Annotated in this window: 22 protein-coding genes; 6 read left to right on the top strand and 16 right to left on the bottom strand. The window is 70.4% G+C overall.

Features of this window, described 5'->3' with window-relative positions:
• The first annotated feature begins 179 nt into the window (after positions 1–179).
• Positions 180–2,111 carry a S9 family peptidase gene (locus VNR19_RS02510; protein ID WP_325723563.1) on the top strand — a complete coding sequence of 644 codons (1,932 nt, stop codon included), beginning with the start codon at positions 180–182 and terminating at the stop codon, positions 2,109–2,111.
• An 84-nt stretch (positions 2,112–2,195) separates the two neighbouring features.
• On the opposite strand, the gene hflX is transcribed toward VNR19_RS02510, so the two are convergent.
• Positions 2,196–3,716, bottom strand: coding sequence for a GTPase HflX (gene hflX / locus VNR19_RS02505; RefSeq protein ID WP_325723561.1), 1,521 nt, complete (start codon positions 3,714–3,716; stop codon positions 2,196–2,198).
• A 121-nt stretch (positions 3,717–3,837) separates the two neighbouring features.
• Between hflX and VNR19_RS02500 the strand changes: the two genes are divergently transcribed.
• Positions 3,838–4,479, top strand: a complete 642-nt coding sequence (locus VNR19_RS02500; RefSeq protein ID WP_325723559.1) for a class I SAM-dependent methyltransferase — start codon at positions 3,838–3,840, stop codon at positions 4,477–4,479.
• Positions 4,480–4,549: 70 nt separating this feature from the next.
• Here the strand turns inward: VNR19_RS02500 and dapF are convergent, their stop codons facing one another.
• The 15 genes from dapF to thyX all read right to left on the bottom strand — a co-directional run bounded on the left by dapF (position 4,550) and on the right by thyX (position 19,601).
• Entirely contained in the window at positions 4,550–5,413 is an 864-nt protein-coding gene (dapF, locus tag VNR19_RS02495) for a diaminopimelate epimerase (protein ID WP_325723557.1), read from the bottom strand.
• A gap of 23 nt (positions 5,414–5,436) precedes the next feature.
• A complete protein-coding gene (locus VNR19_RS02490) occupies positions 5,437–5,862 on the bottom strand; it encodes a GNAT family acetyltransferase (protein ID WP_325723555.1) in 426 nt (141 codons plus the stop codon).
• Positions 5,859–6,785 carry a tRNA (adenosine(37)-N6)-dimethylallyltransferase MiaA gene (gene miaA, locus VNR19_RS02485; protein ID WP_325723553.1) on the bottom strand — a complete coding sequence of 309 codons (927 nt, stop codon included), beginning with the start codon at positions 6,783–6,785 and terminating at the stop codon, positions 5,859–5,861. The genes VNR19_RS02490 and miaA overlap by 4 nt, the downstream gene beginning before the upstream one ends.
• Before the next feature lie 94 nt (positions 6,786–6,879).
• Entirely contained in the window at positions 6,880–8,430 is a 1,551-nt protein-coding gene (miaB, locus tag VNR19_RS02480; protein ID WP_325723550.1) for a tRNA (N6-isopentenyl adenosine(37)-C2)-methylthiotransferase MiaB, read from the bottom strand.
• An 82-nt stretch (positions 8,431–8,512) separates the two neighbouring features.
• The gene (locus tag VNR19_RS02475) at positions 8,513–9,229 is read right to left on the bottom strand and encodes a regulatory protein RecX (protein WP_325723548.1); all 717 of its coding nucleotides are present in this window, start codon (positions 9,227–9,229) and stop codon (positions 8,513–8,515) included.
• On the bottom strand, positions 9,229–10,281 hold the full coding sequence (gene recA, locus VNR19_RS02470) for a recombinase RecA (RefSeq protein WP_325723546.1): 1,053 nt from the start codon (positions 10,279–10,281) through the stop codon (positions 9,229–9,231). The genes VNR19_RS02475 and recA overlap by 1 nt, the downstream gene beginning before the upstream one ends.
• Before the next feature lie 294 nt (positions 10,282–10,575).
• Positions 10,576–10,800, bottom strand: coding sequence for a DUF3046 domain-containing protein (locus VNR19_RS02465; RefSeq protein ID WP_325723544.1), 225 nt, complete (start codon positions 10,798–10,800; stop codon positions 10,576–10,578).
• A 40-nt stretch (positions 10,801–10,840) separates the two neighbouring features.
• The gene (locus tag VNR19_RS02460) at positions 10,841–11,149 is read right to left on the bottom strand and encodes a helix-turn-helix domain-containing protein (RefSeq protein ID WP_325032870.1); all 309 of its coding nucleotides are present in this window, start codon (positions 11,147–11,149) and stop codon (positions 10,841–10,843) included.
• Positions 11,150–11,300: 151 nt separating this feature from the next.
• Entirely contained in the window at positions 11,301–11,822 is a 522-nt protein-coding gene (locus tag VNR19_RS02455) for a CinA family protein (protein ID WP_325723542.1), read from the bottom strand.
• The gene (pgsA, locus tag VNR19_RS02450; RefSeq protein WP_325723540.1) at positions 11,819–12,391 is read right to left on the bottom strand and encodes a CDP-diacylglycerol--glycerol-3-phosphate 3-phosphatidyltransferase; all 573 of its coding nucleotides are present in this window, start codon (positions 12,389–12,391) and stop codon (positions 11,819–11,821) included. The genes VNR19_RS02455 and pgsA overlap by 4 nt, the downstream gene beginning before the upstream one ends.
• A 63-nt stretch (positions 12,392–12,454) precedes the next feature.
• Positions 12,455–15,169, bottom strand: a complete 2,715-nt coding sequence (locus VNR19_RS02445) for a DNA translocase FtsK (protein ID WP_325723538.1) — start codon at positions 15,167–15,169, stop codon at positions 12,455–12,457.
• An 87-nt stretch (positions 15,170–15,256) separates the two neighbouring features.
• Positions 15,257–16,933, bottom strand: a complete 1,677-nt coding sequence (locus VNR19_RS02440; RefSeq protein ID WP_325723536.1) for a ribonuclease J — start codon at positions 16,931–16,933, stop codon at positions 15,257–15,259.
• A gap of 89 nt (positions 16,934–17,022) precedes the next feature.
• A complete protein-coding gene (dapA, locus tag VNR19_RS02435; protein WP_325723534.1) occupies positions 17,023–18,000 on the bottom strand; it encodes a 4-hydroxy-tetrahydrodipicolinate synthase in 978 nt (325 codons plus the stop codon).
• Between the two features lie 63 nt (positions 18,001–18,063).
• A complete protein-coding gene (locus VNR19_RS02430) occupies positions 18,064–18,825 on the bottom strand; it encodes an SDR family NAD(P)-dependent oxidoreductase (protein ID WP_325723532.1) in 762 nt (253 codons plus the stop codon).
• A 29-nt stretch (positions 18,826–18,854) separates the two neighbouring features.
• The gene (thyX, locus tag VNR19_RS02425) at positions 18,855–19,601 is read right to left on the bottom strand and encodes an FAD-dependent thymidylate synthase (protein WP_325723531.1); all 747 of its coding nucleotides are present in this window, start codon (positions 19,599–19,601) and stop codon (positions 18,855–18,857) included.
• A 127-nt stretch (positions 19,602–19,728) separates the two neighbouring features.
• On the opposite strand from thyX, the gene VNR19_RS02420 reads away from it, so the two are divergent.
• The 4 genes from VNR19_RS02420 to VNR19_RS02405 all read left to right on the top strand — a co-directional run bounded on the left by VNR19_RS02420 (position 19,729) and on the right by VNR19_RS02405 (position 22,170).
• Entirely contained in the window at positions 19,729–20,169 is a 441-nt protein-coding gene (locus VNR19_RS02420) for a TlpA family protein disulfide reductase (RefSeq protein ID WP_325723529.1), read from the top strand.
• Positions 20,162–20,740, top strand: a complete 579-nt coding sequence (locus VNR19_RS02415; protein ID WP_325723527.1) for a DUF4395 domain-containing protein — start codon at positions 20,162–20,164, stop codon at positions 20,738–20,740. Before VNR19_RS02420 ends, VNR19_RS02415 begins: the two co-directional genes overlap by 8 nt.
• A gap of 94 nt (positions 20,741–20,834) precedes the next feature.
• Positions 20,835–21,260: an OsmC family peroxiredoxin gene (locus VNR19_RS02410; protein WP_325723525.1), complete on the top strand. Its 426-nt coding sequence runs from the start codon at positions 20,835–20,837 to the stop codon at positions 21,258–21,260.
• Positions 21,253–22,170 (top strand): TIGR01777 family oxidoreductase, encoded by a 918-nt coding sequence (locus VNR19_RS02405; RefSeq protein ID WP_325723523.1) that lies wholly within the window; start codon positions 21,253–21,255, stop codon positions 22,168–22,170. Before VNR19_RS02410 ends, VNR19_RS02405 begins: the two co-directional genes overlap by 8 nt.
• Positions 22,171–22,187 lie beyond the last annotated feature (17 nt).

Raw genomic sequence — 22,187 nt, 5'->3', positions numbered from 1 at the left:
GTGGATCTCGGCGGGCGGGTGCCGGGCTCGGCTGTCGCTCCCTGCCCGGTCGGCGCCGGGCATGTGCGAGCACGATAGCCGCGGTGCGCACCTCCTCGCCGGGATGTGTCGGCGTATTGCCGCGTGTTTCGTCACGTTCCGCGAATGCGACCGCCGACGCGCACGGCTAGCGTTGAGGAGTGACCGCCGAGCTGCCCTATGGAACCTGGCCATCCCCGATCACCGCCGAGTCGGTGGCCGCCGCGTCTCCGCGCATCGAGGGGGCTCAGTTCGTCGGCGCCCGCAGCGGTGCCGAGGAGGTGTGGTGGGGCGAGACCGTCCCGTCCGAAGGCGGCCGCACGACCGTGCGCAGGCGCCTCGCGTCGGGAGATGTCGAAGAGGTGCTGCCCGCGCCGTGGAATGCGCGCTCGCGCGTGCACGAGTACGGCGGCGGCGCCTGGACCGCGGTCGACGACGGACGCCTCGCGTTCGTCGAGAAGGAGGATCAGCGCGTGTGGCTGCTGGCGCCCGGTGAGCCGCCGCGCCCCCTCACGCCCGCCGCGGGCGACACGCGCTACGGCGCCCTCTCGTGGCAGGAGGGGCGGCTCCTCGCCGTCCGCGAGGACCACAACGGTCGCCGCCGCCCGCGCCGCGACCTCGTCGCCATCTCGCTGGACGACGAGCCCGAAGTCACCGATCTCGTCGACGACAGCGACTTCCTCGCGCAGCCGGCGCTGTCTCCGGGCGGCAATCACCTCGCGTGGATCGCGTGGGACCACCCGGCGATGCCGTGGGACCGCACCGAGCTGCGCGTGGGCCGCATCGAAGACGGCACGGTCGCGGAGTGGGCGACGGTGTCTCCGGATGCCGCGACCGCCCCGCTCCAGCCGGTGTGGCTCGACGCGGAGGACCTGCTCTACGTCGACGACCCGACCGGCCGGTGGAACCTGTGGCGCATGCGACTGTCCGCCGACCTCGACCACCGCCCGGTGTCGCCCGCCGACGCCGACACGGGTGGGCCGCTGTGGACCCTCGGGACCCGCTGGTACGCGCTCGTCGACGGCGGCCGCGTCGTGGCGGTGCGCACGAACGGCGCCGACGAGCTCGTCGCGATCGACCTCGAGTCGGGTGAGGCCACCCCACTCCCCTGCCCCGCGACCGCGGGGGTGAGCGTCGAGCACGCGTCGGGCTCGCGCGTGCTGGTGTCGGGTGCGGGAACGGATGCGCCGACCGGGCTGTGGATCGTCGACGCCGACGCCCCCGGCGAGGTCGTGACGGTGAGCGGGGGCAGCGCGCCGTGGGGTTCGCAGTGGTCGCCGCGCGCGCTGCCGGTCACGTACGAAGGTCCGCACGGACCCGTGCACGCATTCGCTTACCCGCCGACGAACCCCGACCACACCGCGCCGGCCGGCGAGAAGCCGCCGTACATCGTGTTCGTCCACGGCGGTCCGACGTCGCACGTCGGGGGCGCGGCATCCGCCAAGATCGCCTACTGGACCAGTCGCGGGATCGGCGTGCTCGACGTCAACTACGGCGGATCGACGGGCTACGGCCGCGCGTACCGCGAGCGGCTCCTCGGCCAGTGGGGTGTCGTCGACGTCGATGACGTCGTCGCTGCCGTACGCGGGCTCGCCGACGCGGGTCTCGCCGACCCCGACCGTCTCGCGATCGCGGGCGGATCGGCCGGCGGCTGGACCGTGCTGTGCGCGCTCTACCGCAGCGACGTCTTCTCGGCGGGCATCAGCCGTTACGGCGTCGCCGATCTGCGCGCGCTCGCGCGCGACACGCATGACTTCGAATCGCGGTACCTCGACGGCATGGTCGGCCCGCTTCCCGAGGCAGAGGAGCTCTACGTCCAGCGCTCCCCGCTGTCGCACCTCGACCGGCTGACGACACCGCTGCTCATCGAGCAGGGGCTGGAGGACCGCGTCGTGCCCCCGGCGCAGTCCGAGGCGCTGCGGAACGCGCTCGCACGCAAGGGAGTGCCGCACGCGTACCTGCCGTTCGAGAACGAGGGGCACGGGTTCCGGCGCTCCGAGACGATCGTGCGCACGCTCGAAGCGGAGCTCAGCTTCCTCGGTCAGGTGTTCGGGTTCGACCCGCCCGGCGTCGAGCGCCTCGAGCTGGAGTGACGGGCCCGCGCGCGCTCAGCGACTGGCACGAGGGCCATCGCCGACCGCGCACGCTTCGCGGCGGTGATGCCGATCGGCGGGCCGTCAGGCTCGGGCGTACGGCGCCAGTCTCGAAGCCAGGTGTCGTCCCACCCGCGCGTGCAGGAGCGTGCCCTCCTCCTCGTGGTCCTGCGACAGGATGATGCCCTGCTCGTGCACGGCCGACACGAGGTCGCCACGGTCGTACGGCACGAGCGCGTGCACCTCGACCTCGGGCAGGGGCAGCGCGTCCTCGATCGCGGCGCGCAGCTCGGCGATGCCCTCACCGGTGCGCGACGACACGAAGAGCGCCTTCGGCTCGAGGCCTCGGAGCAGCATCCGCGTGTCGTCGTCGACGAGGTCGGCCTTGTTGAACACGACGAGTTCGGGGAGATCGCGCGCGCCCACGTCGCCGATGACGTCCCGTACGGTCGCGAGCTGCGCGGCCGGGTCGGGGTGCGAACCGTCGACGACATGGAGGATCACGTCGGCTTCGCCGACCTCCTCGAGTGTTGAACGGAAGGCCTCGACGAGCTGGTGCGGCAGGTTGCGCACGAAACCGACCGTGTCGGTCAGCGTGTACACGCGACCGTCGGACGTCTCGGAGCGACGCACAGTCGCATCGAGCGTCGCGAACAGCGCGTTCTCCACGAGCACACCCGCGCTCGTCAGCCGGTTCAGCAGCGACGACTTGCCGGCGTTGGTGTATCCGGCGATCGCGACCGATGGCACGGTGTTGCGCTTGCGCTCGGCGCGCTTCGCCTCGCGGGCGGGGGCGAAATCGCGGATCTGCCGGCGCAGCTGCGCCATGCGGGTCCGGATGCGGCGGCGATCGAGCTCGATCTTCGTCTCACCGGGCCCGCGCGAGCCCATGCCCGCACCGCCCGCGCCGACCTGGCCACCCGCCTGGCGGCTCATCGACTCACCCCAACCGCGCAGTCGCGGCAGCAGGTACTCGAGCTGCGCCAGCTCGACCTGCGCCTTGCCCTCGCGGCTCTTCGCGTGCTGGCTGAAGATGTCGAGGATCACCGTCGTGCGGTCGATGACCTTGACCTTCACGACGTCTTCGAGCGCGCGGCGCTGGCTGGGCGCGAGCTCGGTGTCGGCGATCACGGTGTCGGCTCCGACAGCGGCGACGATGTCGCGCAGCTCGTGGGCCTTGCCCCGGCCGACGTAGGTGGCGGGATCCGGATGCGGCCGCCGCTGCAGCACGCCGTCGAGCACCACCGCGCCGGCTGTCTCGGCGAGGGCCGCGAGCTCGCGCAGCGAGTTCTCGGCATCCTCCTGCGCGCCCTGCGGGTGCACGCCCACCAGGACGACGTTCTCGAGACGCAGCTGCCGGTACTCGACCTCGGTGACGTCTTCGAGTTCGGTCGAAAGACCGGGCACGCGACGCAGCGCCGCTCGCTCCTCGCGATCCCACTGGTCGCCGTCGGTGTCGACCTGCGCGACCGTAGTCTCGTCCTGAAGAGCCTGCGCCGCGCCGAAGACACGAACCCCGGACCGCGCGTCGGCGCGCGAGAGCACCCTGTCGACGGGGTCGACGAGGGTCTCTTCGGTGCTTCGGGATGTCGTGGTGTCGGTCATTCGTTCCTCTCGTGGGGCCTCTGCCGAGGCATCCGTAAACTCTACGCCGATGAGGTTGCGGGGCAATCCCCGCGGAGCCTCGCTTCGCCGCTGCTGGGGCCTACCCGGTACGCTCGCTCCCATGTCGAGCGATCACTACTTCAGTGCGTCGCCGGCGAGCGCTGAGAATCTGCGACGCATCCGGGTCGCTCTCGCCGGTCGTGACGTCGAGGTGACGACCGCCGCGGGCGTGTTCAGCCCCGATCACATCGACTCCGGGACGGGTGTGCTCCTCGCGAACACGCCGCCGGCGCCGCCCGGCGGTGACTTTCTGGACTTGGGGTGCGGTTGGGGCCCGATCGCTCTGAGCCTCGCCCTGCAGTCGCCTCACGCCACGGTGTGGGCCGTCGATGTCAACGAGCGGGCTCTCGACCTCGTGCGGCGCAATGCGGAGTCCCTCGGACTCGAGAATGTCAACGCCGTGCTGCCCGACGATGTTCCCGACGACATCGCGTTCCGCACGATCCGGTCGAATCCGCCCATCCGCGTCGGCAAGAACCAACTGCACGGGCTGCTCGAGCGTTGGATCCCGCGGTTGGCCGAACGCAGCGACGCGTGGCTCGTCGTGCAGCGCAACCTCGGGTCGGATTCGCTGCAGCGGTGGCTGGCGGCGACCTTCGACAAGGAGTACAGCGTGCATCGCGCCGCCACCGGCCGAGGGTTCCGGGTCATCCGCGTGCGGCGCCACGGCACGCCGCCGACGGAGCCGATCGACGTCCCCTGACGGTTCTCCCGATCGCTGAGCGAGGACGCGACCGGTCGAGACGAAGCGCGCACACCCCGACCCGGATGCCTCAGGCCAGCGAGACCTCGCCCGAGAACACGAGCGTGGCGGGCCCCGAGAGCAATACGTGCTCCCCGTCGGCGTCGCGGCGCACCCGCACGCCGAGCGTTCCCCCCGGCACATCGACCGTCCACCGGTCGGGCGCGGCCTCCCCCGCCCAGTGGCGCACCGCGAGCGCCGCCGCGGCGACGCCGGTCCCGCAGCTGAGCGTCTCGCCGACACCGCGCTCGAACACGCGCATGCGAATTGATCCGACCCCGTCCCGCACGAGCGGATCGCTCGGAACGACGAACTCGATGTTCGCGCCGTGCGGCGGCTGCGGGTCGAGCAGCGGCTGAACGGTGAGGTCGAGTCCGTCGAGCTCGCGTGTCGAGCCGAGCGCGACGACGATGTGCGGGTTGCCGACGTCGATGCCCTGCCCTGGGCGCGCGACGTCGAGTCCGCGAGCGCGCACGAGCGCGTCGGCATCCGTCCGCCACGCACCCAGGTCGACCTCGAAGCCGTTGGGCGCCGTCGTGACCGTCTTGACGCCGGCCCGCGTGCCGATGGGAAGCGTCCCGCCGTCGGGAAGCGATGCGTACCCGGCCTGGAGCAGGTAGCGCGCGAACACGCGCACGCCGTTGCCGCACATCTCGGCCTTCGAGCCGTCGGCGTTGCGGTAGTCCATGAACCACTCCGCCTCGGGCGTCGCCGCGCCCTCCTGGATCGCCGAGGAGCGCACGACGCGCAGGATGCCGTCCGCGCCGATCCCGAACCGACGATCGCACAGCGCCGCCACCTGGTCGTCGCTGAGATCGAGGTCGCCTTCGGGATCGGCGACGATGACGAAGTCGTTGCCGGTGCCGTGGCCCTTCGTGAACGGGATGAGCGGCATTCCTCAATCCTAGAGTCGGGTCGTCACGCGTCGGCGATGAGCCGCTTGCCGGTCGCCCAGATGTCGAACGACTCGTAGCCGAGCGCGTCGTAGAACCCTCGCGCCGCGATGTTGTCCGGTCGCACCATGAGCTGCACCTTGGGGCATCCGAGCTCCTCGAGCCGCCGTTCCGCCTCCGTGACGAGCAAGCGTCCGATGCCCTCCCCGCGACGCGCCGGGTCGCTCGCGAGGTAGTACAGCCACCCGCGGTGCCCGTCGTAGCCCGCCATGACAGATCCGACGACGGCGTCGCCGTCGATCGCGACAAGGAAGAGCTCGGGTTGCACCTGCAGCTTGCGCTCGATGTCTTTGCGGGGGTCGTTCCACGCACGTGTGAGGCCCGCGGCGCGCCACAGAGCGATGACGCACTCGGTGTCGGGACGCTCGAAGGGGCGGACGCGCAGGCTCATTCAGCCCACTCTGCCAGGGTCGCGGCATCCGCCCCGGAGTCCGTCCACAGCACGCCCGCGTACCTGCGGAACCACGACACCTGCCTGCGCGCATAGCGCCGTGTGAGGGCCTGCGTCTCGGCGATGGCCTCCGCCTCAGTGGCCTCGCCCTTCAACTGTGCGAGCGCCTGCGCGTACCCGATCGCGCGTCGCGCGGTGACGCCGTGTTCGAGCCCCTGCTCCCGCAGCCGCGAGACCTCGTCGACGAGACCGTCCGCCCACATGCGCTCCACGCGCGCGTCGAGCCGGATCACGAGCTCGTCGCGCGGCGCCTGCACGCCGATGATGCGGGTCGACGGATGCCACAGCACCGGCTCGTCGGGAAGCGCGGCGCCGTGCGTCGCCTCGCCCTGCGCGAGCACTTCGAGCGCGCGCACGATCCGGCGGCCGTTGCGCGGGTCGATCCGCTCGGCCGTGCGCGGGTCGAGTTCGCGCAGACGGGCGAAGAGCACCCCCGGGCCGTGCTCGGCGAGCTCCGCTTCGAGCTTCGCGCGGAGTTCGTCGTCGTGCGGCGGGAAGCGGAAGTCGAACAGGACGCTCGACACGTACAGCCCCGACCCGCCCACGAGGATCGCGTCCGCACCGCGCCCGTGGATGTCGTGGATCGCGGCTCGTGCCGCTTCCTGGTACCACGCGACGGCGGCTTCGTCTGTGACGTCGAGGACGTCGAGGAGGTGATGACGGATGCCGCGCCTGTCCCCCTCCGGAAGCTTCGCCGTGCCGATGTCCATGCCGCGGTACAGCTGCATCGCGTCGGCGTTGACGATCTCGGCCGGGCGCCCGCGCGCCGCGAGCGCCTCCGCGAGGTCGAGCGAGAGCGCGGTCTTGCCGGTGCCGGTCGCGCCGACGACCGCCCACAGGGTGGGTTCGCTGCTCGGGGACATTCGCGCTGTCGATTCCTTCATCCGCGCCCCTTGCGATCGGGCGCGCTCGCACGAAACGGTAGCGCGAACGCCGTCGCGCGATGGGGGCAGGTGGTCAGACCCCGATGCGGAGGGTCGGGAGGCCGAGCGACACGGGTCGCGGGGCTCCGGGCTCACCGGCCGGTGCGGGCACAACGCAGGACTCCGCCTGCGAACGGTCCCACGCGTCGCCTGCTCGCGTACGGCGGATGCGCAGCGGCGCGCCGTCGGGTGCGTCGGCGAGCAGGTGGAACGGCGCCGCGTGCGTGACGGTGACGCTCACGACATCACCCGGACGAGGCGTGGGCGAGCCCTCGGGAACCTCGAAGTGAACGAGACGGTTGTCTTCGGCGCGTCCGGTGAGGCGGTGCGTCTCGGCGTCCTTCTTGCCCTCGCCGGTCGAGACGAGCACCTCGAGGGTGCGGCCGAGCTGCTTCTGGTTCTCCTCGAGCGAGATGCGCTCCTGCAGCGCGATGAGTCGGTCGTAGCGCTCCTGCACGACAGCCTTCGGCACCTGGTCGGGCATCGTGGCCGCGGGCGTGCCCTCGCGGATCGAGTATTGGAACGTGAACGCGCTGGCGAAGCGCGCCTGCTCGACGACGCGCATCGTGTCTTCGAAGTCCTCGTCGGTCTCGCCGGGGAAGCCGACGATGATGTCGGTCGAGATCGCGGCGTCCGGCATCTTCGCCCGCACCCGATCGAGGATGCCCAGGAACCGGTCACTGCGGTAGGAGCGGCGCATCGCCCGCAGGATGCGGTCGCTCCCCGATTGGAGCGGCATGTGAAGCTGCGGCATGACGGCGGGCGTCTCGGCCATCGCGTCGATCACGTCGTCGGTGAATGCGGCCGGATGAGGGCTTGTGAAGCGGATGCGCTCAAGTCCTTCGATCTCGCCGGCGGCGCGGAGGAGCTTGCCGAAAGCCTGGCGATCGCCGAACTCGACGCCGTACGAGTTGACGTTCTGGCCGAGGAGCGTGACCTCGATCGCACCGTCCTCGACGAGGAGTCGGATCTCGTTGAGGATGTCGCCCGGGCGACGGTCCTTCTCCTTGCCACGCAGGCTCGGGACGATGCAGAACGTGCACGTGTTGTTGCAGCCGACCGAGATCGACACCCAGCCGCTGTAGACGCTGTCGCGCTTGGTGGGGAGCGTCGAAGGGAACACCTCGAGCGACTCGAGGATCTCGAGCTCGGCCTCGCCGTTGTGTCGCGCGCGCTCGAGCAAGGTAGGGAGAGAGCCCATGTTGTGCGTGCCGAACACGACGTCGACCCACGGGGCCTTCTCGAGCACGGCCTGCTTGTCCATCTGTGCGAGGCAGCCGCCGACGGCGATCTGCATGCCCTCGTGACGGTCCTTGCGGGACTTCAGATGCCCGAGGGTGCCGTAGAGCTTGCCGGCCGCATTGTCACGCACCGCGCACGTGTTGATCACGACGATGTCGGCCTCTTCGCCGGCGCCGGCGCGGACATACCCCGCACTCTCGAGCGACCCGGAGAGTCGCTCGGAGTCGTGCACGTTCATCTGACAGCCGAAGGTGCGGACTTCGTACGTGCGCACGCGGCCGTCGGCGCCCACCGCCGCGGACGACGGCGCGATGAGCGTCGGCGTGGAAGAAGGGGAGGTCATGATGGCGTCATTCTACGAGCCGGCGCTGGGAGGTCGGCCCGTCGGGCGTCCCGGCGACCGCGGTCGGATGCCCCGGCGATCGTCAGCGGAACCGCACGCCCGACGAACCGCCGCTCTCGTCGAGCGCCTGCTTCGCGGCGGTGAGCGCGACGTTCGCCGGGTAGCCGCGCCGGGCGAGCTGACCAGCGAGTCGGCGCAGGGCCGTGTCGCGGTCGAGCGCGCTCATGCTGCGCGCTTTCGCACGTGCGAACTTGAGTGCGCGATCGAGGTCGTCGTCGGGCAACGTCGAGAGCACCTCGTCGGCGATCTCGCGCGGGATGCCCCGCTTCACGAGGGTCTGCGCGATCACCTGCCTGCCCTGCCCCTTGCGATCGACCGCAGTATGGACGAGCTGTTCGGCGAGCGCCGTGTCATCGAGGTAGCCGAACTCGATCATCCTGCTCAAGACGAGGTCTGCCGATGCGGGGTCGAGCTCGTGTTCACGCAGGAACGATCGTGCCTCCGAGACCGAGAGCGACCGCGTGCGAAGCCTCTTCAGCAGCAGCTTCTCGGCGAGTTCGGATGCCGCGGGGCGATCTTCACCGGAGTCGTCGTCGGCTGGCGCGTACTCGTCGGAGCGGCTGCTCACCCACGTCGGGTGCCACACGGCATCCGTTCCGGCGTCGACGACCTCGGTCTCCGGCGCAAGCTCGGGTACGCGGGCCGTGGTGCCCCCGCCGAACAGAGGGATGACGGGGGCGAGCCCGCGCTCGGTCTCGGCCGAGGCGTGCTCGCCCCCTTCGTCTGCGAATCGGACCATCAGGCCGGGCGGCGTGCCGCCAGGTCGTCGACGGGCGCTTCGACGGCACCCTTGACCGCGCCGATGCCCAGCTTCGCCTTGATCTTCGTCTCGATCTCGGCCGCGACGTCTTCGTTCTTGAGCAGGAAGTTGCGGGCGTTCTCCTTGCCCTGCCCGAGCTGCTCGCCGTCGTACGTGTACCACGCGCCGGACTTCTTGACGATGCCGTGCTCGACGCCGAAGTCGATGAGGCTGCCTTCGCGCGAGATGCCGGATCCGAACAGGATGTCGAACTCCGCCTGCTTGAACGGCGGGGCCATCTTGTTCTTGACGACCTTGACGCGAGTGCGGTTTCCGACGGCATCCGACCCGTCCTTCAGGGTCTCGATGCGGCGGATGTCGAGTCGCACCGACGCGTAGAACTTGAGCGCCTTACCGCCCGCGGTCGTCTCGGGCGAGCCGAAGAACACGCCGATCTTCTCACGCAGCTGGTTGATGAAGATCGCCGTCGTCTTGGTCTGGTTGAGACCACCGGTGAGCTTGCGGAGCGCCTGCGACATGAGTCGCGCCTGGAGGCCGACGTGGGAGTCGCCCATCTCGCCCTCGATCTCGGCCTTCGGCACGAGCGCGGCGACCGAGTCGATCACGACGAGGTCGATCGCACCCGACCGCACGAGCATGTCGGCGATCTCGAGCGCCTGCTCACCGGTGTCGGGCTGCGACACGAGCAGCTGGTCGATGTCGACGCCCAGCTTCTGTGCGTAGTCGGGGTCGAGTGCGTGCTCCGCGTCGATGAACGCCGCGATGCCGCCGGCACGCTGGACGTTGGCGATCGCGTGAAGCGTGAGCGTCGTCTTACCGGACGACTCGGGTCCGTAGATCTCGATGATCCGGCCGCGCGGAAGCCCGCCGACGCCGAGGGCGACGTCGAGGGCGATCGAGCCGGTGGGGATGACCTCGACCGGAGCACGTTCGTCGCTGCCCAGTCGCATGACCGAGCCCTTTCCGAACTGCCGATCGATCTGCGCGAGGGCCGATTCGAGGGCCTTCTCGCGGTCGGCGGGTGATGGCATCGCATGCTCCTTCTGGTCGCGGTCCGTCGCCTGTAGGCTGTCGCGCTCTGCCCGGGGTGGACTCGATGCTGCGACAAGGCGTGTGGTGTCTTGGACGGGTCCCACGCTAGGGAGGGCTTCCGACATGCGGCTCACGCTCCTCCCGACCCGTGGACAGACGCCCGATCGACACCAGCTGTGCAGGAGCCTACGCTCACATCGAACGGATCTTCGATCCGACACGCCGCGCCCGACCCCGCGAAAAGCGACCGCCCACCGGAGGAACACCGGTGGGCGGTCGACGGAGGTCTGAGATCAGCGGCGCTTCGGCTCGAGCCGTCCGACGCCGTAGCGGCGCTCGGGCGGCACGTCCATCTCCTCGCATACGGCGAGCCACACGTCGCGCGCCGGAACGCCGGCCTCGAGCGCCTGATTCGCGGTGCGATTGCCCACGCCCGTCAGGACGAGGTCGGAGAGGATCGCCCCCGCCCGGGGACCGAACTCGTGTTGGACGGCGCGCTCGAACTCGCTCAAGCGCATGACACTCCCCGGCTGATCGTGGGCCTGCTCGATGGAGGTCTCAGCGCAGCGACAGCTCGGGACCGACCTCTGCCATCAGGTCGTCGGGCACCACGTCGGGGAAGGTCTGCAGGCCCTCGAGGACCGAGATGCGATCGCCGACTTCGCGCATGATCGTCGAGATGGGGACATCGAGTGCTTCGGCGACCGACGCGAGGATCTCGCTCGACGCCTCCTTCTGACCCCGCTCGACCTCGCTGAGGTATCCGAGCGCGACGCTTGCGCGGCTCGCGACCTGACGGAGGGTACGGCCCTTCTGCTGGCGGAAATCACGCAGGACTTCGCCGATCTCGTGACGTACAAGGATCATGTCCGGCCCCTCCTCACATCGGATCCCACCGTGTCCGGGTGGACAACAGTACAACAGCGACTGGACTCAATCTAATCCCGCGCGCTGTGGAAAGGGTGGGAATCGCCGAATGTAACCGACACGCAACACGAGTTGTTCCCGCATTGTGCAATCACACGGATGCCTCTCCCGAGGCATCCGCACCCTCCACGCAATCGCGTGCCAGGCGCAGCGCATGCCGCACCGCCGCCGACCGGATCTCGGCGCGACCGCCCTCGAGGGCGAGCCCCTCCACGCGCGTTTCGACGGGCGTGGAGACCGCGACGTACACCGTCCCGACGGCCTGCCCGTCCTGCGGGTCGGGGCCGGCGACGCCCGTCGTGGCGATGCCCACGTCGGCGGAGACACCATCGCGCCCGGCCGTCACGCGCACGCCCTGCGCCATCTGTAGCGCGACGTCGGGATCGACCGCGCCGCGCCGCGCGAGCAGGTCGGCGTCCACCCCGAGGAGCGAACGCTTGAGGTCGGTGGCATACGCGACGACTCCCCCGCGCAGCACTGCCGAAGCACCCGGTACCGACACGATCGTCGCCACGACGAGCCCGCCCGTGAGCGACTCTGCGATCGCGAGCGACCAGCCTCTCGAACCGAGCGCCGCCACGAGCGCGCGAGCCACCTCGTCGGGCTCGCTCACGACGACGCCCTGTTCCTGCGGGCGCCCCGCACCTCGGTCACCACGTAGTCGATGCCGCTCGCGATCGTGAGGATGACGGCGATCCACATCGTGACGATGTTGACCCAGAGGGTCCACTCCCCGACGACCGTCCACAGCGGCAGCAGCGCGAGAGAGAGGGCGACGGCCTGCGCGACCGTCTTGAGCTTGCCCATCCACGCGGCCGCCAGCACGTGGTCGCTCACGACGATGAAGCGGTAGACCGTGATGCCCACTTCGCGCACGAGCACGATGATCGTGACCCACCACGGCAGCTCGCCGAGGATGGAGAGCCCGATGAACGCGAAGCCCGTGAGCACCTTGTCGGCGATCGGATCGAGCAGCTTGCCGAGGTCGGTGACGATGTGATGCTTGCGGGCGAGGTATCCGTCGACGCCGTCGGTCGCGATCGCGACGATGAACAGCGCCGCCGCCCACCAGCGGAGCGCACCGTCGGCGCCTCCGTCGGCGAGGAGCATCCACAGGAAGAGCGGTGCGAGCAGGATCCGCACGATCGTGATCGTGTTCGGAAGCTGTCGGGGGATCGCCATGGCCCGAGCCTATCGAGGTTCACGCGATGCCCCGCGGCGCCTGCACGGCGCTCGCGAACAGCGTCAGTCGCGCCCCGTGAGCCCCCACGCGTCCTCGTCGCTGCCGGCCTCCTCGGTGGGGTAGCCGTCGAACTGGCGGTCGACGGCGTCGCCGTCGTACCGGTCGTCGGCTTCGGCATCCGCTCCCCCGCCGGCGGCGGGCTCGTCGGGAACGTCTTCACCGCGCAGGCGCGCGAGCACCGTCGGAAGCTGCTCGACCGTCACGAGGACGTCGCGTGCCTTCGAGCCCTCGGAGGGACCGACGATCTCGCGGGATTCGAGAAGGTCCATGAGCCGGCCGGCCTTCGCGAACCCGACGCGCAGCTTGCGCTGCAGCATCGACGTCGAGCCGAACTGCGACGAGACGACGAGCTCGGCCGCCGCGAGCAGCAGATCGAGGTCGTCTCCGATGTCGGCGTCGACCTCCTTCTTCGCGGCGACCGTCTGCACGTCCGGCCGGTACTCGGGCAGAGCCTGGCCCTTCACGTGCGCGACGACCTTCTCGATCTCGGGCTCGCTCACCCACGCGCCCTGCACGCGGATCGCCTTCGACGAGCCCATCGGCAGGAACAGGCCGTCACCCTGTCCGATGAGCCGGTCTGCGCCGGGCTGGTCGAGGATGACGCGCGAGTCGGTGACGCTCGTGACCGCGAAGGCCAGGCGCGAGGGCACGTTCGCCTTGATGAGACCCGTCACCACGTCGACGCTCGGACGCTGCGTCGCGAGCACGAGGTGGATGCCGCTCGCACGCGCGAGCTGCGTGATGCGGACGATCGACTCCTCGACGTCGCGCGGCGCGACCATCATGAGGTCGGCGAGCTCGTCGACGACGACGAGGAGGTACGGATACGGCTTGAGCACCCGCTCGCTGCCGGCAGGCACCTTCACCTCGCCCGCGCGCACCGCGCGGTTGAAGTCGTCGATGTGGCGGAATCCGAACGACGCGAGGTCGTCGTACCGCATGTCCATCTCCTTCACGACCCACTGCAGCGCCTCGGCCGCCTTCTTGGGGTTCGTGATGATCGGCGTGATGAGATGCGGCACACCCGCGTAGTTCGTGAGCTCGACGCGCTTGGGGTCGATGAGCACCATGCGCACCTCGGACGGCTTCGCGCGCATGAGCAGGCTCGTGATCATCGAGTTCACGAAGCTCGACTTGCCGGAGCCGGTGGAGCCCGCGACGAGCAGGTGGGGCATCTTCGCGAGGTTCGCCACGACGTAGCCGCCGCCGACGTCCTTCCCCACGCCGATGGTCATCGGATGCGTCGACCGCTGCGCCGCATCCGATCGCAGCACGTCGCCGAGCGTCACGATCTCGCGGTCGGTGTTCGGGATCTCGACGCCGATCGCGCTCTTGCCGGGGATCGGCGCGAGGATGCGCACCTCGTTCGACGCGACGGCGTACGCGATGTTGTTCGTGAGCGCCGTGATGCGCTCGACCTTGACGCCCGGGCCGAGCTCGATCTCGTACTGCGTCACCGTCGGACCGCGCGAGAAGCCGGTCACACGCGCGTCGACGCCGAACTGCTCGAGCACGCCCGTGATCGCACGCACGGTGTCGTCGTTGGCCTGCGAGCGCGCCTTGTGCGGCGTCCCCGCCGCGAGCGACGACACCGAGGGCAGGCGGTACGGCGTCGACGGCGGCGTACGCGGACCGTCGCCTCCGAGCCCCGACAGCCCGGGCAGCGTGCCGTCGTCGTGCGGCGCGGCCGAGTCGTCGACGAGCGCCGTGCCGCTCTTGCCGGTCGACGGCACGGGCGGCGCCGACGGCACGATGACCTCGGTCGCGGCATCCGGCATCACCGGAGGCGTGACCGCCTGCTCGAACCCGCCCTCCGACGCACCCGGCGGCAGGAGCTCGGTCAGATCGCTCGGGATCGACCCCTCGTCAGGGTCCTTCTCGCGCCCGGTCTTGTTGCGACGCCACCACGGCAGCGACGGGTCGTCCGACTCGGTCGAGGTGTCGGATGCCGCGTCGTCGACCGCGCGCGGCTCGGCGTCGAACATCCACGTGTACAGCTCGCCCAGGCGGCGCCCGATGCGGTTCGGCGGCGTCTTCGTGATGATGAGGACGCTCAGCGCCGCCAGCAGCGACAGCACGATGTACGCCCCGATGTCGGTGAGGCCGAGCGCGAGGGGCTCGCCGATCATCCAGCCGAACAGGCCGCCTGCCTCGCTGAGCGCGGGCAGCCCCTGGGGCGGCTGCGGGCGACCGCCCGCGACGTGACAGAAGCCCGCGATCGTCCACAGAAGCAGGCCGAAGCCGATTCCGATGCGCCCGTTGTCGTGCACCGACGACGGATGCCGGAACATCCAGCCCGCGAGCAGCAGGAGCAGCACGGGCAGCACGAACGCCTCGCGACCGACCAGCGCGCCCGCCGTGTAGTCGCTGATCGTGCCCGCGACGTCGTTGCCGATGAAGAACCACTCCACGATCGCGCCGGCGACCGCGAGGAGCACGAGCAGCAGCGGGAAGCCGTCCCGACGCTGCTCCTTCTCAAGCGTCTCGGGCCCGAATGCGCGGAACAGCGCACCCGTCGCATGGGCGAGGCCGAGCCACAGCCGCACGATCACCGGCGGCCGCTCGGGCTCGCCGACGTACCGCCTCGGAGCCGGCGCGGAGCGCGCGGCCTTCGTGGGGGCGTCGCCCTTCGAGCCCGCGGAGGACTTCGACGCGCGCGAAGACGATCCCTTCGCGGGCGCACGACCGTTCGTGGTCGGGCTGGTGCTCCTGGCCATAGATTCCACCGTAAGCGCGCCGGACGACATCGCCCGGTAGCCACGCGGCGCACCGCGCGGGCTCCGGAGGGCGCGGATCCGAGGGGGCTACGCCTCGATGACGAGCGGAACGATCATGGGACGCCGACGCAGCGACTGGTTGACCCAGCGACCGATCGTGCGCCGCACGACCTGCGACAGCGCGTGCGTGTCGCGAACGCCCGACTGCGCCGCCTCGGTGAGCGCGGCGGCGATCTTCGGCTTGACCGAGTCGAACACCGCGTCGTCCTCTGCGAAGCCGCGCGCGTGGATCTCGGGACCCGAGATGATCTTGCCGGTCGCGGCATCGACCACGACGATCACCGAGATGAAGCCCTCCTCGCCGAGGATCCGGCGGTCCTTGAGGTCCGCCTCGGTGATCTCGCCCACCGTGGAGCCGTCGACGTACACGAAGCCGAGGTCGAGCTGACCCACGACGGATGCCTGGCCGTCGCGCAGGTCGACCACGGTGCCGTTCTCGCCGATGATCGTGCGCTCCGGCGCGATGCCGGTGTCCTGAGCGAGCGCGGCGTTCGCACGCAGGTGGCGGAACTCGCCGTGCACGGGCAGCACGTTGCGCGGCTGCAGGATGTTGTAGCAGTACAGCAGCTCGCCCGCGGCCGCGTGGCCCGAGACGTGCACCTTCGCGTTGCCCTTGTGCACGACATTGGCGCCGAGCTTCGTGAGGCCGTCGATCACGCGGTACACCGCGTTCTCGTTGCCCGGGATGAGGCTCGACGCGAGGATCACGGTGTCGCCCGGACCGGGCTCGATCTCGTGGTCGAGGTTCGCCATGCGCGACAGCACGGCCATCGGCTCGCCCTGCGACCCCGTCGACATGTAGACGATGCGGTCGTCGGGCAGCTCGCGCGCCTGCTTGTAGTCGATGAGCACGCCCTCGGGCACGTTGAGGTACCCGAGCTCCTCGGCGATCGTCATGTTGCGCACCATGCTGCGTCCGAGGAACGCGACGCGACGGCCGTGCGCGTACGCCGCGTCGATCACCTGCTGCACGCGGTGCACATGGCTCGCGAAGCTCGCGACGATCACGCGCCGCGGCGCCTTCGCGATCACCTGGTCGAGCACGGGTCCGATCGAGCGCTCGAGCGGGGTGAACCCCGGGACATCCGCGTTCGTCGAGTCGGGCAGTAAGAGATCGACCCCCTCCTCCCCGAGGCGCGCGAACGCGCGCAGGTCGGTGAGGCGCCCGTCGAGCGGGAGCTGGTCCATCTTGAAGTCGCCGGTCGCGAGCACGGTGCCCGCCGGCGTGCGGATCGCGACCGCGAGCGCATCGGGGATCGAATGGTTCACCGCGATGAACTCGAGGTCGAACGGCCCGACGTTCTCGCGCTGCCCCTCGGCGACCGTGAGGGTGTACGGCTTGATCCGGTGCTCCTTGAGCTTCGCCTCGGTGAGCGCGAGCGTGAGGCCGGAGCCCAGGATCGGGATGTCGCTCTTGAGCTTGAGGAGGTACGGCACGGCCCCGATGTGATCCTCGTGGCCGTGCGTGAGCACGAGTCCGACGATGTCGTCGAGGCGCTCCTTGATGGGTTCGAAGTCGGGCAGGATCAGGTCGACGCCCGGCTGGTGCTCTTCGGGGAAGAGCACGCCGCAGTCGACCACGAGCAGCTTGCCGCCGTACTCGAAGACCGTCATGTTGCGGCCGACCTCGCCGAGCCCGCCGAGCGGCGTGACGCGCAGCGTGCCTTGGGCAAGAGCCGGCGGGTCGTACACGGTGTTGGGCATTGATCGCCTTCCGATCGCCTTTCCTCGGCGGATGCCACGCGGCATCCGCCTTTCGCGTCACCGGGCGCTGCGCGCCCGACGGACCGCCCTCATCTCGTCGTGCCGGAGACCTTCGGCAATGCGCCGCCCGCGGCGGCGTTGCGATCGGGGCGGAAGTTCGAGAAGTCGACGCCGGGGACGTCGCGCACGAGCGCGAGCTCGTCCTCGATGATCGCGGCCTCCCACTCCTCCGGTCCGACGAGCGGCAGTCGCACGCGCGGGCTGCCGATGCGGCCGAGGCCGTGCAGGATGTACTTCGCCGAGACGGTGCCGGGCACGTGCGTCATGACCGCGCGCACGAGCGGCTCGAGCTTCTTGTGCGCGGCCGTCGCGCGGTGCAGGTCACCCGCGTTCACGGCGTCGACGATCTCGCGGTACGGCTGGGCCGCGATGTTCGCGGTCACGCCGATGAGCCCCGTCGCGCCGATCGCGAGGTGCGGGAGCACGTTCGCGTCGTCGCCCGAGAAGTACATGAGGTCGGTCTGGTTGAGCACACGGCTGACCTCGCTGAAGTCGCCCTTGGCGTCTTTGATCGCGAGGATGTTCGGATGCTTCGCGAGACGCAAAATCGTCTCGTAGGCGATCGGCACCCCCGTGCGGCCGGGGATGTCGTACAGGATCACCGGGAGGTCGGTCGCGTCGGCGACGAGCCGGAAATGCGTCAGGATGCCGGCCTGCGTGGGTTTGTTGTAGTACGGCGTCACGATCATGATGCCGTCGGCGCCCGCGCGCTCGCTCGCCTTGTAGAGCTCGATCGCGTGCGCGGTCTCGTTCGAGCCGCCGCCCGTGATGATCTTGGCGCGGCCGGATGCCACGTCCTTGCCGACCTCCACGAGCCGGACCTTCTCGGCGTCGGTGAGCGTCGAGGTCTCGCCCGTGGTGCCGGTCACGACGACGCCGTCGGCTCCTGCCGAGATGACGTCGTCGATGTGCTTCTCGACGGCGGGCCAGTCGACCTCGCCGTCGGCCGTCATGGGGGTGACGAGCGCGACGAGCACCTGTCCGAAGGGGTTGCCCGTATGCGTCATGGAGTTCAGGTTATCGGTTTCCGAGGGGCGGCCGTTCCTCGTTCCGGCCTGCTTCGGCGGCGCTCAGCGGCCGCGCCGCGCTGCGGACGCGACGATGCCCGCGGGGAGGATCCGTGACACCGCGACGATCGCCTTGTAGCGCAGCGACGGGATCGACACCGCCTTGCCGCGCGCCGAATCGCGCAGCGCCTGGCCGACGACCGCCGGCGCGTCGAGCCACATGAACGACGGCACGCCCTCCTGTCCCGGCGGAAGCCCCGCGCGCTCATGGAAGTTCGTGTGCGTGTAGCCGGGGCACACCGCCGTGACGGTCACGCCGCGCGGTCGGTACGCGGTGTTCGCCCAGCGGCTGAAGCTCACGATCCACGCCTTGACGGCGCCGTAGGTGGAGCGCGGTGTGAACGCGGCGACCGAGGCGACGTTGATGATTCGCCCGTGACCGTGCGCGAGCATCGACTGCAGCGCCGCGTGCATGAACCGCATGGGCGCCTCGACGTGCACCGCGAGGTGCCGTGCCTCGTCTTCGATGTCGTTGCGCTCGAACGCGAGCGGCAGGCCGAACCCCGCGTTGTTGACGAGCACTTCGATGGGCCGTTCCTCGTCGACGATGCGCTCGACGACCTTCGCCCGCTGCCGGGGCTTCGCGAGATCGGCGACGAGCACCTCGCACTGCACGCCGTAACGCGAAGTCAGCCGCGCCGCGAGCTCCTCGAGGGCCTCGCGGTCGCGCGCGACGAGCACGAGGTCGGCGCCGCGCGCGGCGAGCTGCCGGGAGAACTCGGCGCCGAGGCCGGAGCCGGCGCCGGTGATGAGCGCTGTCGTCACATCTCCTCCTGTCGCATCCGGCTCCTCGACTACGGCGCGACGCGCCCGTTGGCGTTGAACGCGGCGTGCGTCAGCGGCATGAGCTCGCGCCAGATCGCCTCCATCTTCTCGGCGCACATCTCGATCTCGCGCTGCGGGAACGACGGGAAGTGCGTGCCCTCGACCTTCGTGCGCAGCGAGAGGAAGTTCATGAGCGAGCGCGCGTTCATCGTCACGTACATCGACGAGTAGATGTTGAGCGGCAGCACGATGCGCGCGACCTCGCGCGCGACGCCGGCGTCGAGCATCCGCTGATACGCGCGGAACGCGTGGACGGATGCCTCGCGCGTCGTCTCGTCGACGATCGCGGCCTGCTCGGGCGTGCCCTCGAGGAACTCGTACGCGCCGGGCTTGCCGACCTGGACGAGCCGCCGGTCGGGCGCGGGGACGTAGAACACGGGGCGCAGCTCGCGGTATCGACCGGACTCCTCGTTGTACGACGCGATGCGGTGCCGCATGAACTCGCGGAACACGAAGATGGGCGCCTGCACGTAGAACGTCATCGAGTTGTGCTCGAACGGCGATCCATGGCGGTCGCGCATGAGGTAGTTGATGAGGCCGCGATCGCGAGCGGATGCCTCGGTGCCCGCCGCCGCGGACTCGAGCGTCTGCTCGCCCATCGTCGACACGCGCGCGGCGAACAGCACGTCGGAATCGGACGCGCTCGCGCGTACGATCTCGACGGTGACGTCGCTGCGGAACTCGATCTCTGGCTCGGTGATGGCTTCGTCGGTCACGCCTGCCACACTAGCCGCGCCCACCCCCATCGCAGAGGAGCGACGGCGGGCGTCGTGTGACGCGGCTTTCGTCACATTGCGCCGCATCCGGCCTCTATTCAGGTGATTGCAGTTAGCCTGGCTCGTTGTGGATCTCGTGAGCGCTCTCGTCGGCCTCGCCGTGCTGCTCACGGCGACGGTCGCCCTCGGCGTCTTCCTGCGCTGGCGTCAGAACCGCCCGCGCCGCCACATCCCGCACGAGATCGTGCAGCCCGAGCGCCTCGGCGCCGACGGCCTCGGCGAGAACGCGACGCTGCTGCAGTTCTCCACCGAGCTGTGCGCGCGCTGCCCCGGAGTGCACCGCACGCTCGCCGCGGTCGCCGCCGCCCACGAGGGCGTGCGCCACCTCGACATCGACCTGACGCACCGGCCCGACATCGCGCGCCACTTCCACGTGCTGCAGACCCCCACCACGCTCATCCTCGACCGCAACGGCGCTGTCCAGACCCGATTCGGCGGCGCCCCCAACCGCGACGTGCTCGAGCTCGAGCTCGCACGCCTGACCTCGGAGACGGCCACCCATGTCTGACGCCCCCGCCCGCGGCATCGACCCCCGAGGACCCCGGTTCGCCGCGGGCATCACGAGCGTGCTGCTGCTCGTCGACGTGCTCCTGGGTCTCACCGGGCTGTCGACGGCGCGCGCGGACGCCGGTTGGTTCGCGTATCAGCCGCTCGCCGAAGCGACGTTCGTGCCGGGGGCCGAGTGGGCGATCGGCTACGCGTCCATCGCGCAGCGCGTCCTCGACCCCGCGTTCCTCCTGCTGCTCGTGATCGCGCTCCTGTTCCTGTGGGGCGTGCTCTCACCGCGCACCGCGCCGTGGGGCGTGCTCTACCGCAAGGCGGTGCAGCCGCGCCTGAGCCCGCCCACCGAGCTCGAAGACCCGCGCCCGCCTCGCTTCGCGCAGGGCGTCGGTCTGCTCGTGACGTCGATCGGCCTCGTGCTGCACCTCGTCGGAGTGCCGTGGGCGCTGCCGATCGCGGCCGCCATGGCGTTCGTCGCGGCGTTCCTCAACGCCGTGTTCGGACTGTGCCTGGGGTGCCAGCTCTACCTTCTCCTGCAGCGCATGGGCCTGGTCGGCCGCGAGCGCGCCACGGCCTGACGACACCGCGTCAAGTCGTCGCATCGCGCCTGCCGCGTGGCTAGGCTGACGGAACGGCGTCCGAATGGCGGGTGCCGGCGACAAGGAGGTACCGATGACCGTCACGAGCGAAGCCACCACCGCTTGGAAGGGCAGCCTTGCCGACGGCCAGGGCACGGTCACCCTGGTCTCTTCCGGCACCGGCACGTTCGATGTGAACTGGAAGGCCCGCAGCGAGGGGTCGAACTCCACGACGACTCCCGAGGAGCTCATCGCCGCGGCGCATTCGTCATGCTTCAGCATGGCGCTGTCGCACGAGCTGGCGCAGAACGGCACTCCCCCGCAGTCGATCGACACGACGGCATCCGTCACGTTCAAGCCGGGCACCGGCATCACCGGCAGCCACCTCAACGTCAACGCGGTGGTTCCCGGCATCGAGCCCGAGGATTTCGAGCGCATCGCGCAGGCGGCGAAGGCCGGATGCCCCGTGTCGCAGGCGCTCGCGGGCATCGAGATCACCCTCGAGGCGACGCTTGCCTGAATCCGATCGTGGCCGGCGCGTCGTCATCGGCGGCGCGTCCGGCCTGATCGGGCGCGCGCTCGCCGACAGCCTCCGCGCGGACGGCGTGGCGGTGACCCGCCTCGTCCGGCGTCCCGCCGAGCATCCGGATGAGGTGGAGTGGCTCACGCGCGCCGAGCCGCTCGACCCCGCCGTGCTGGAGGGCGCCGACGCCGTCGTCGGGCTCAACGGCGCGAGCATCGGCCGCTTCCCGTGGACCGGGAAGTACAAGAACACCCTGCTGTGGTCGCGCATCACGCCGACGCAGGCGATCGCTCGTGCGGTGCGCGAACTGGGGGCGGATGCGCCGCCCTTCGTGTCCGCGTCCGCCGCGGGTTACTACGGGACGGCGCCCGGCCGTCGGCTCACCGAGGACTCCCCGCGCGGCGACTCCTTCCTCGCGGATCTGGTCGGCGAATGGGAGACGGCCGCGTTCGCGGCGGGGCGGTACGCCAGGGTCGCCGTCGTCCGGACGGCGCCGATCGTGCACCCGGATGGCATCCTCAAGCCCCTCATCCTCCTCACGCGCTTCGGGGTGAGCGGCCCCATCGGGCGCGGCACCCAGGCGTGGCCGTGGATCTCGCTCGAGGACGCGGTGCGCGGCATCCGTCACGTCATCGACGCGGGTCTCGACGGGCCCGTCAACCTCGCGGGGCCCACGCGCGCCACGGCCAACGACCTCGGCTTCTCGCTCGCGGTGCGCATGAACCGCCCGTATCTGGTGCGCGCGCCGGAGTGGGCGATGAAGCTCGTGCTCGGGCGCGACGCGACCGAGACGCTGTTGACCTCGGACATGCACGTCGTGCCCGAGAAGCTCGAGGCGTCCGGCTTCACATGGATGCATCCGCGCGTCGAGGACGCGGTCGCCGCCGCGGTTCCCGCCTCCGCCTGACCGCCCGCCCGTCGCCT

The sequence above is a fragment of the Microbacterium sp. genome (assembly GCF_035556355.1).
Taxonomy (GTDB): Bacteria; Actinomycetota; Actinomycetes; order Actinomycetales; family Microbacteriaceae; genus Microbacterium.
This window is presented reverse-complemented; position numbering and strand designations above follow the sequence as displayed.

Bases quoted from the DNA above. Each gene is read 5' to 3' on its own strand.
- hflX (WP_325723561.1), bottom strand. From the start codon at position 3,716: ATGACCGACACCACGACATCCCGAAGCACCGAAGAGACCCTCGTCGAC.
- VNR19_RS02500 (WP_325723559.1), top strand. From the start codon at position 3,838: ATGTCGAGCGATCACTACTTCAGTGCGTCGCCGGCGAGCGCTGAGAAT.
- dapF (WP_325723557.1), bottom strand. From the start codon at position 5,413: ATGCCGCTCATCCCGTTCACGAAGGGCCACGGCACCGGCAACGACTTC.
- VNR19_RS02490 (WP_325723555.1), bottom strand. From the start codon at position 5,862: ATGAGCCTGCGCGTCCGCCCCTTCGAGCGTCCCGACACCGAGTGCGTC.
- miaA (WP_325723553.1), bottom strand. From the start codon at position 6,785: ATGTCCCCGAGCAGCGAACCCACCCTGTGGGCGGTCGTCGGCGCGACC.
- miaB (WP_325723550.1), bottom strand. From the start codon at position 8,430: ATGACCTCCCCTTCTTCCACGCCGACGCTCATCGCGCCGTCGTCCGCG.
- VNR19_RS02475 (WP_325723548.1), bottom strand. From the start codon at position 9,229: ATGGTCCGATTCGCAGACGAAGGGGGCGAGCACGCCTCGGCCGAGACC.
- recA (WP_325723546.1), bottom strand. From the start codon at position 10,281: ATGCCATCACCCGCCGACCGCGAGAAGGCCCTCGAATCGGCCCTCGCG.
- VNR19_RS02465 (WP_325723544.1), bottom strand. From the start codon at position 10,800: ATGCGCTTGAGCGAGTTCGAGCGCGCCGTCCAACACGAGTTCGGTCCC.
- VNR19_RS02460 (WP_325032870.1), bottom strand. From the start codon at position 11,149: ATGATCCTTGTACGTCACGAGATCGGCGAAGTCCTGCGTGATTTCCGC.
- pgsA (WP_325723540.1), bottom strand. From the start codon at position 12,391: ATGGCGATCCCCCGACAGCTTCCGAACACGATCACGATCGTGCGGATC.
- VNR19_RS02445 (WP_325723538.1), bottom strand. From the start codon at position 15,169: ATGGCCAGGAGCACCAGCCCGACCACGAACGGTCGTGCGCCCGCGAAG.
- VNR19_RS02440 (WP_325723536.1), bottom strand. From the start codon at position 16,933: ATGCCCAACACCGTGTACGACCCGCCGGCTCTTGCCCAAGGCACGCTG.
- dapA (WP_325723534.1), bottom strand. From the start codon at position 18,000: ATGACGCATACGGGCAACCCCTTCGGACAGGTGCTCGTCGCGCTCGTC.
- VNR19_RS02415 (WP_325723527.1), top strand. From the start codon at position 20,162: ATGTCTGACGCCCCCGCCCGCGGCATCGACCCCCGAGGACCCCGGTTC.
- VNR19_RS02410 (WP_325723525.1), top strand. From the start codon at position 20,835: ATGACCGTCACGAGCGAAGCCACCACCGCTTGGAAGGGCAGCCTTGCC.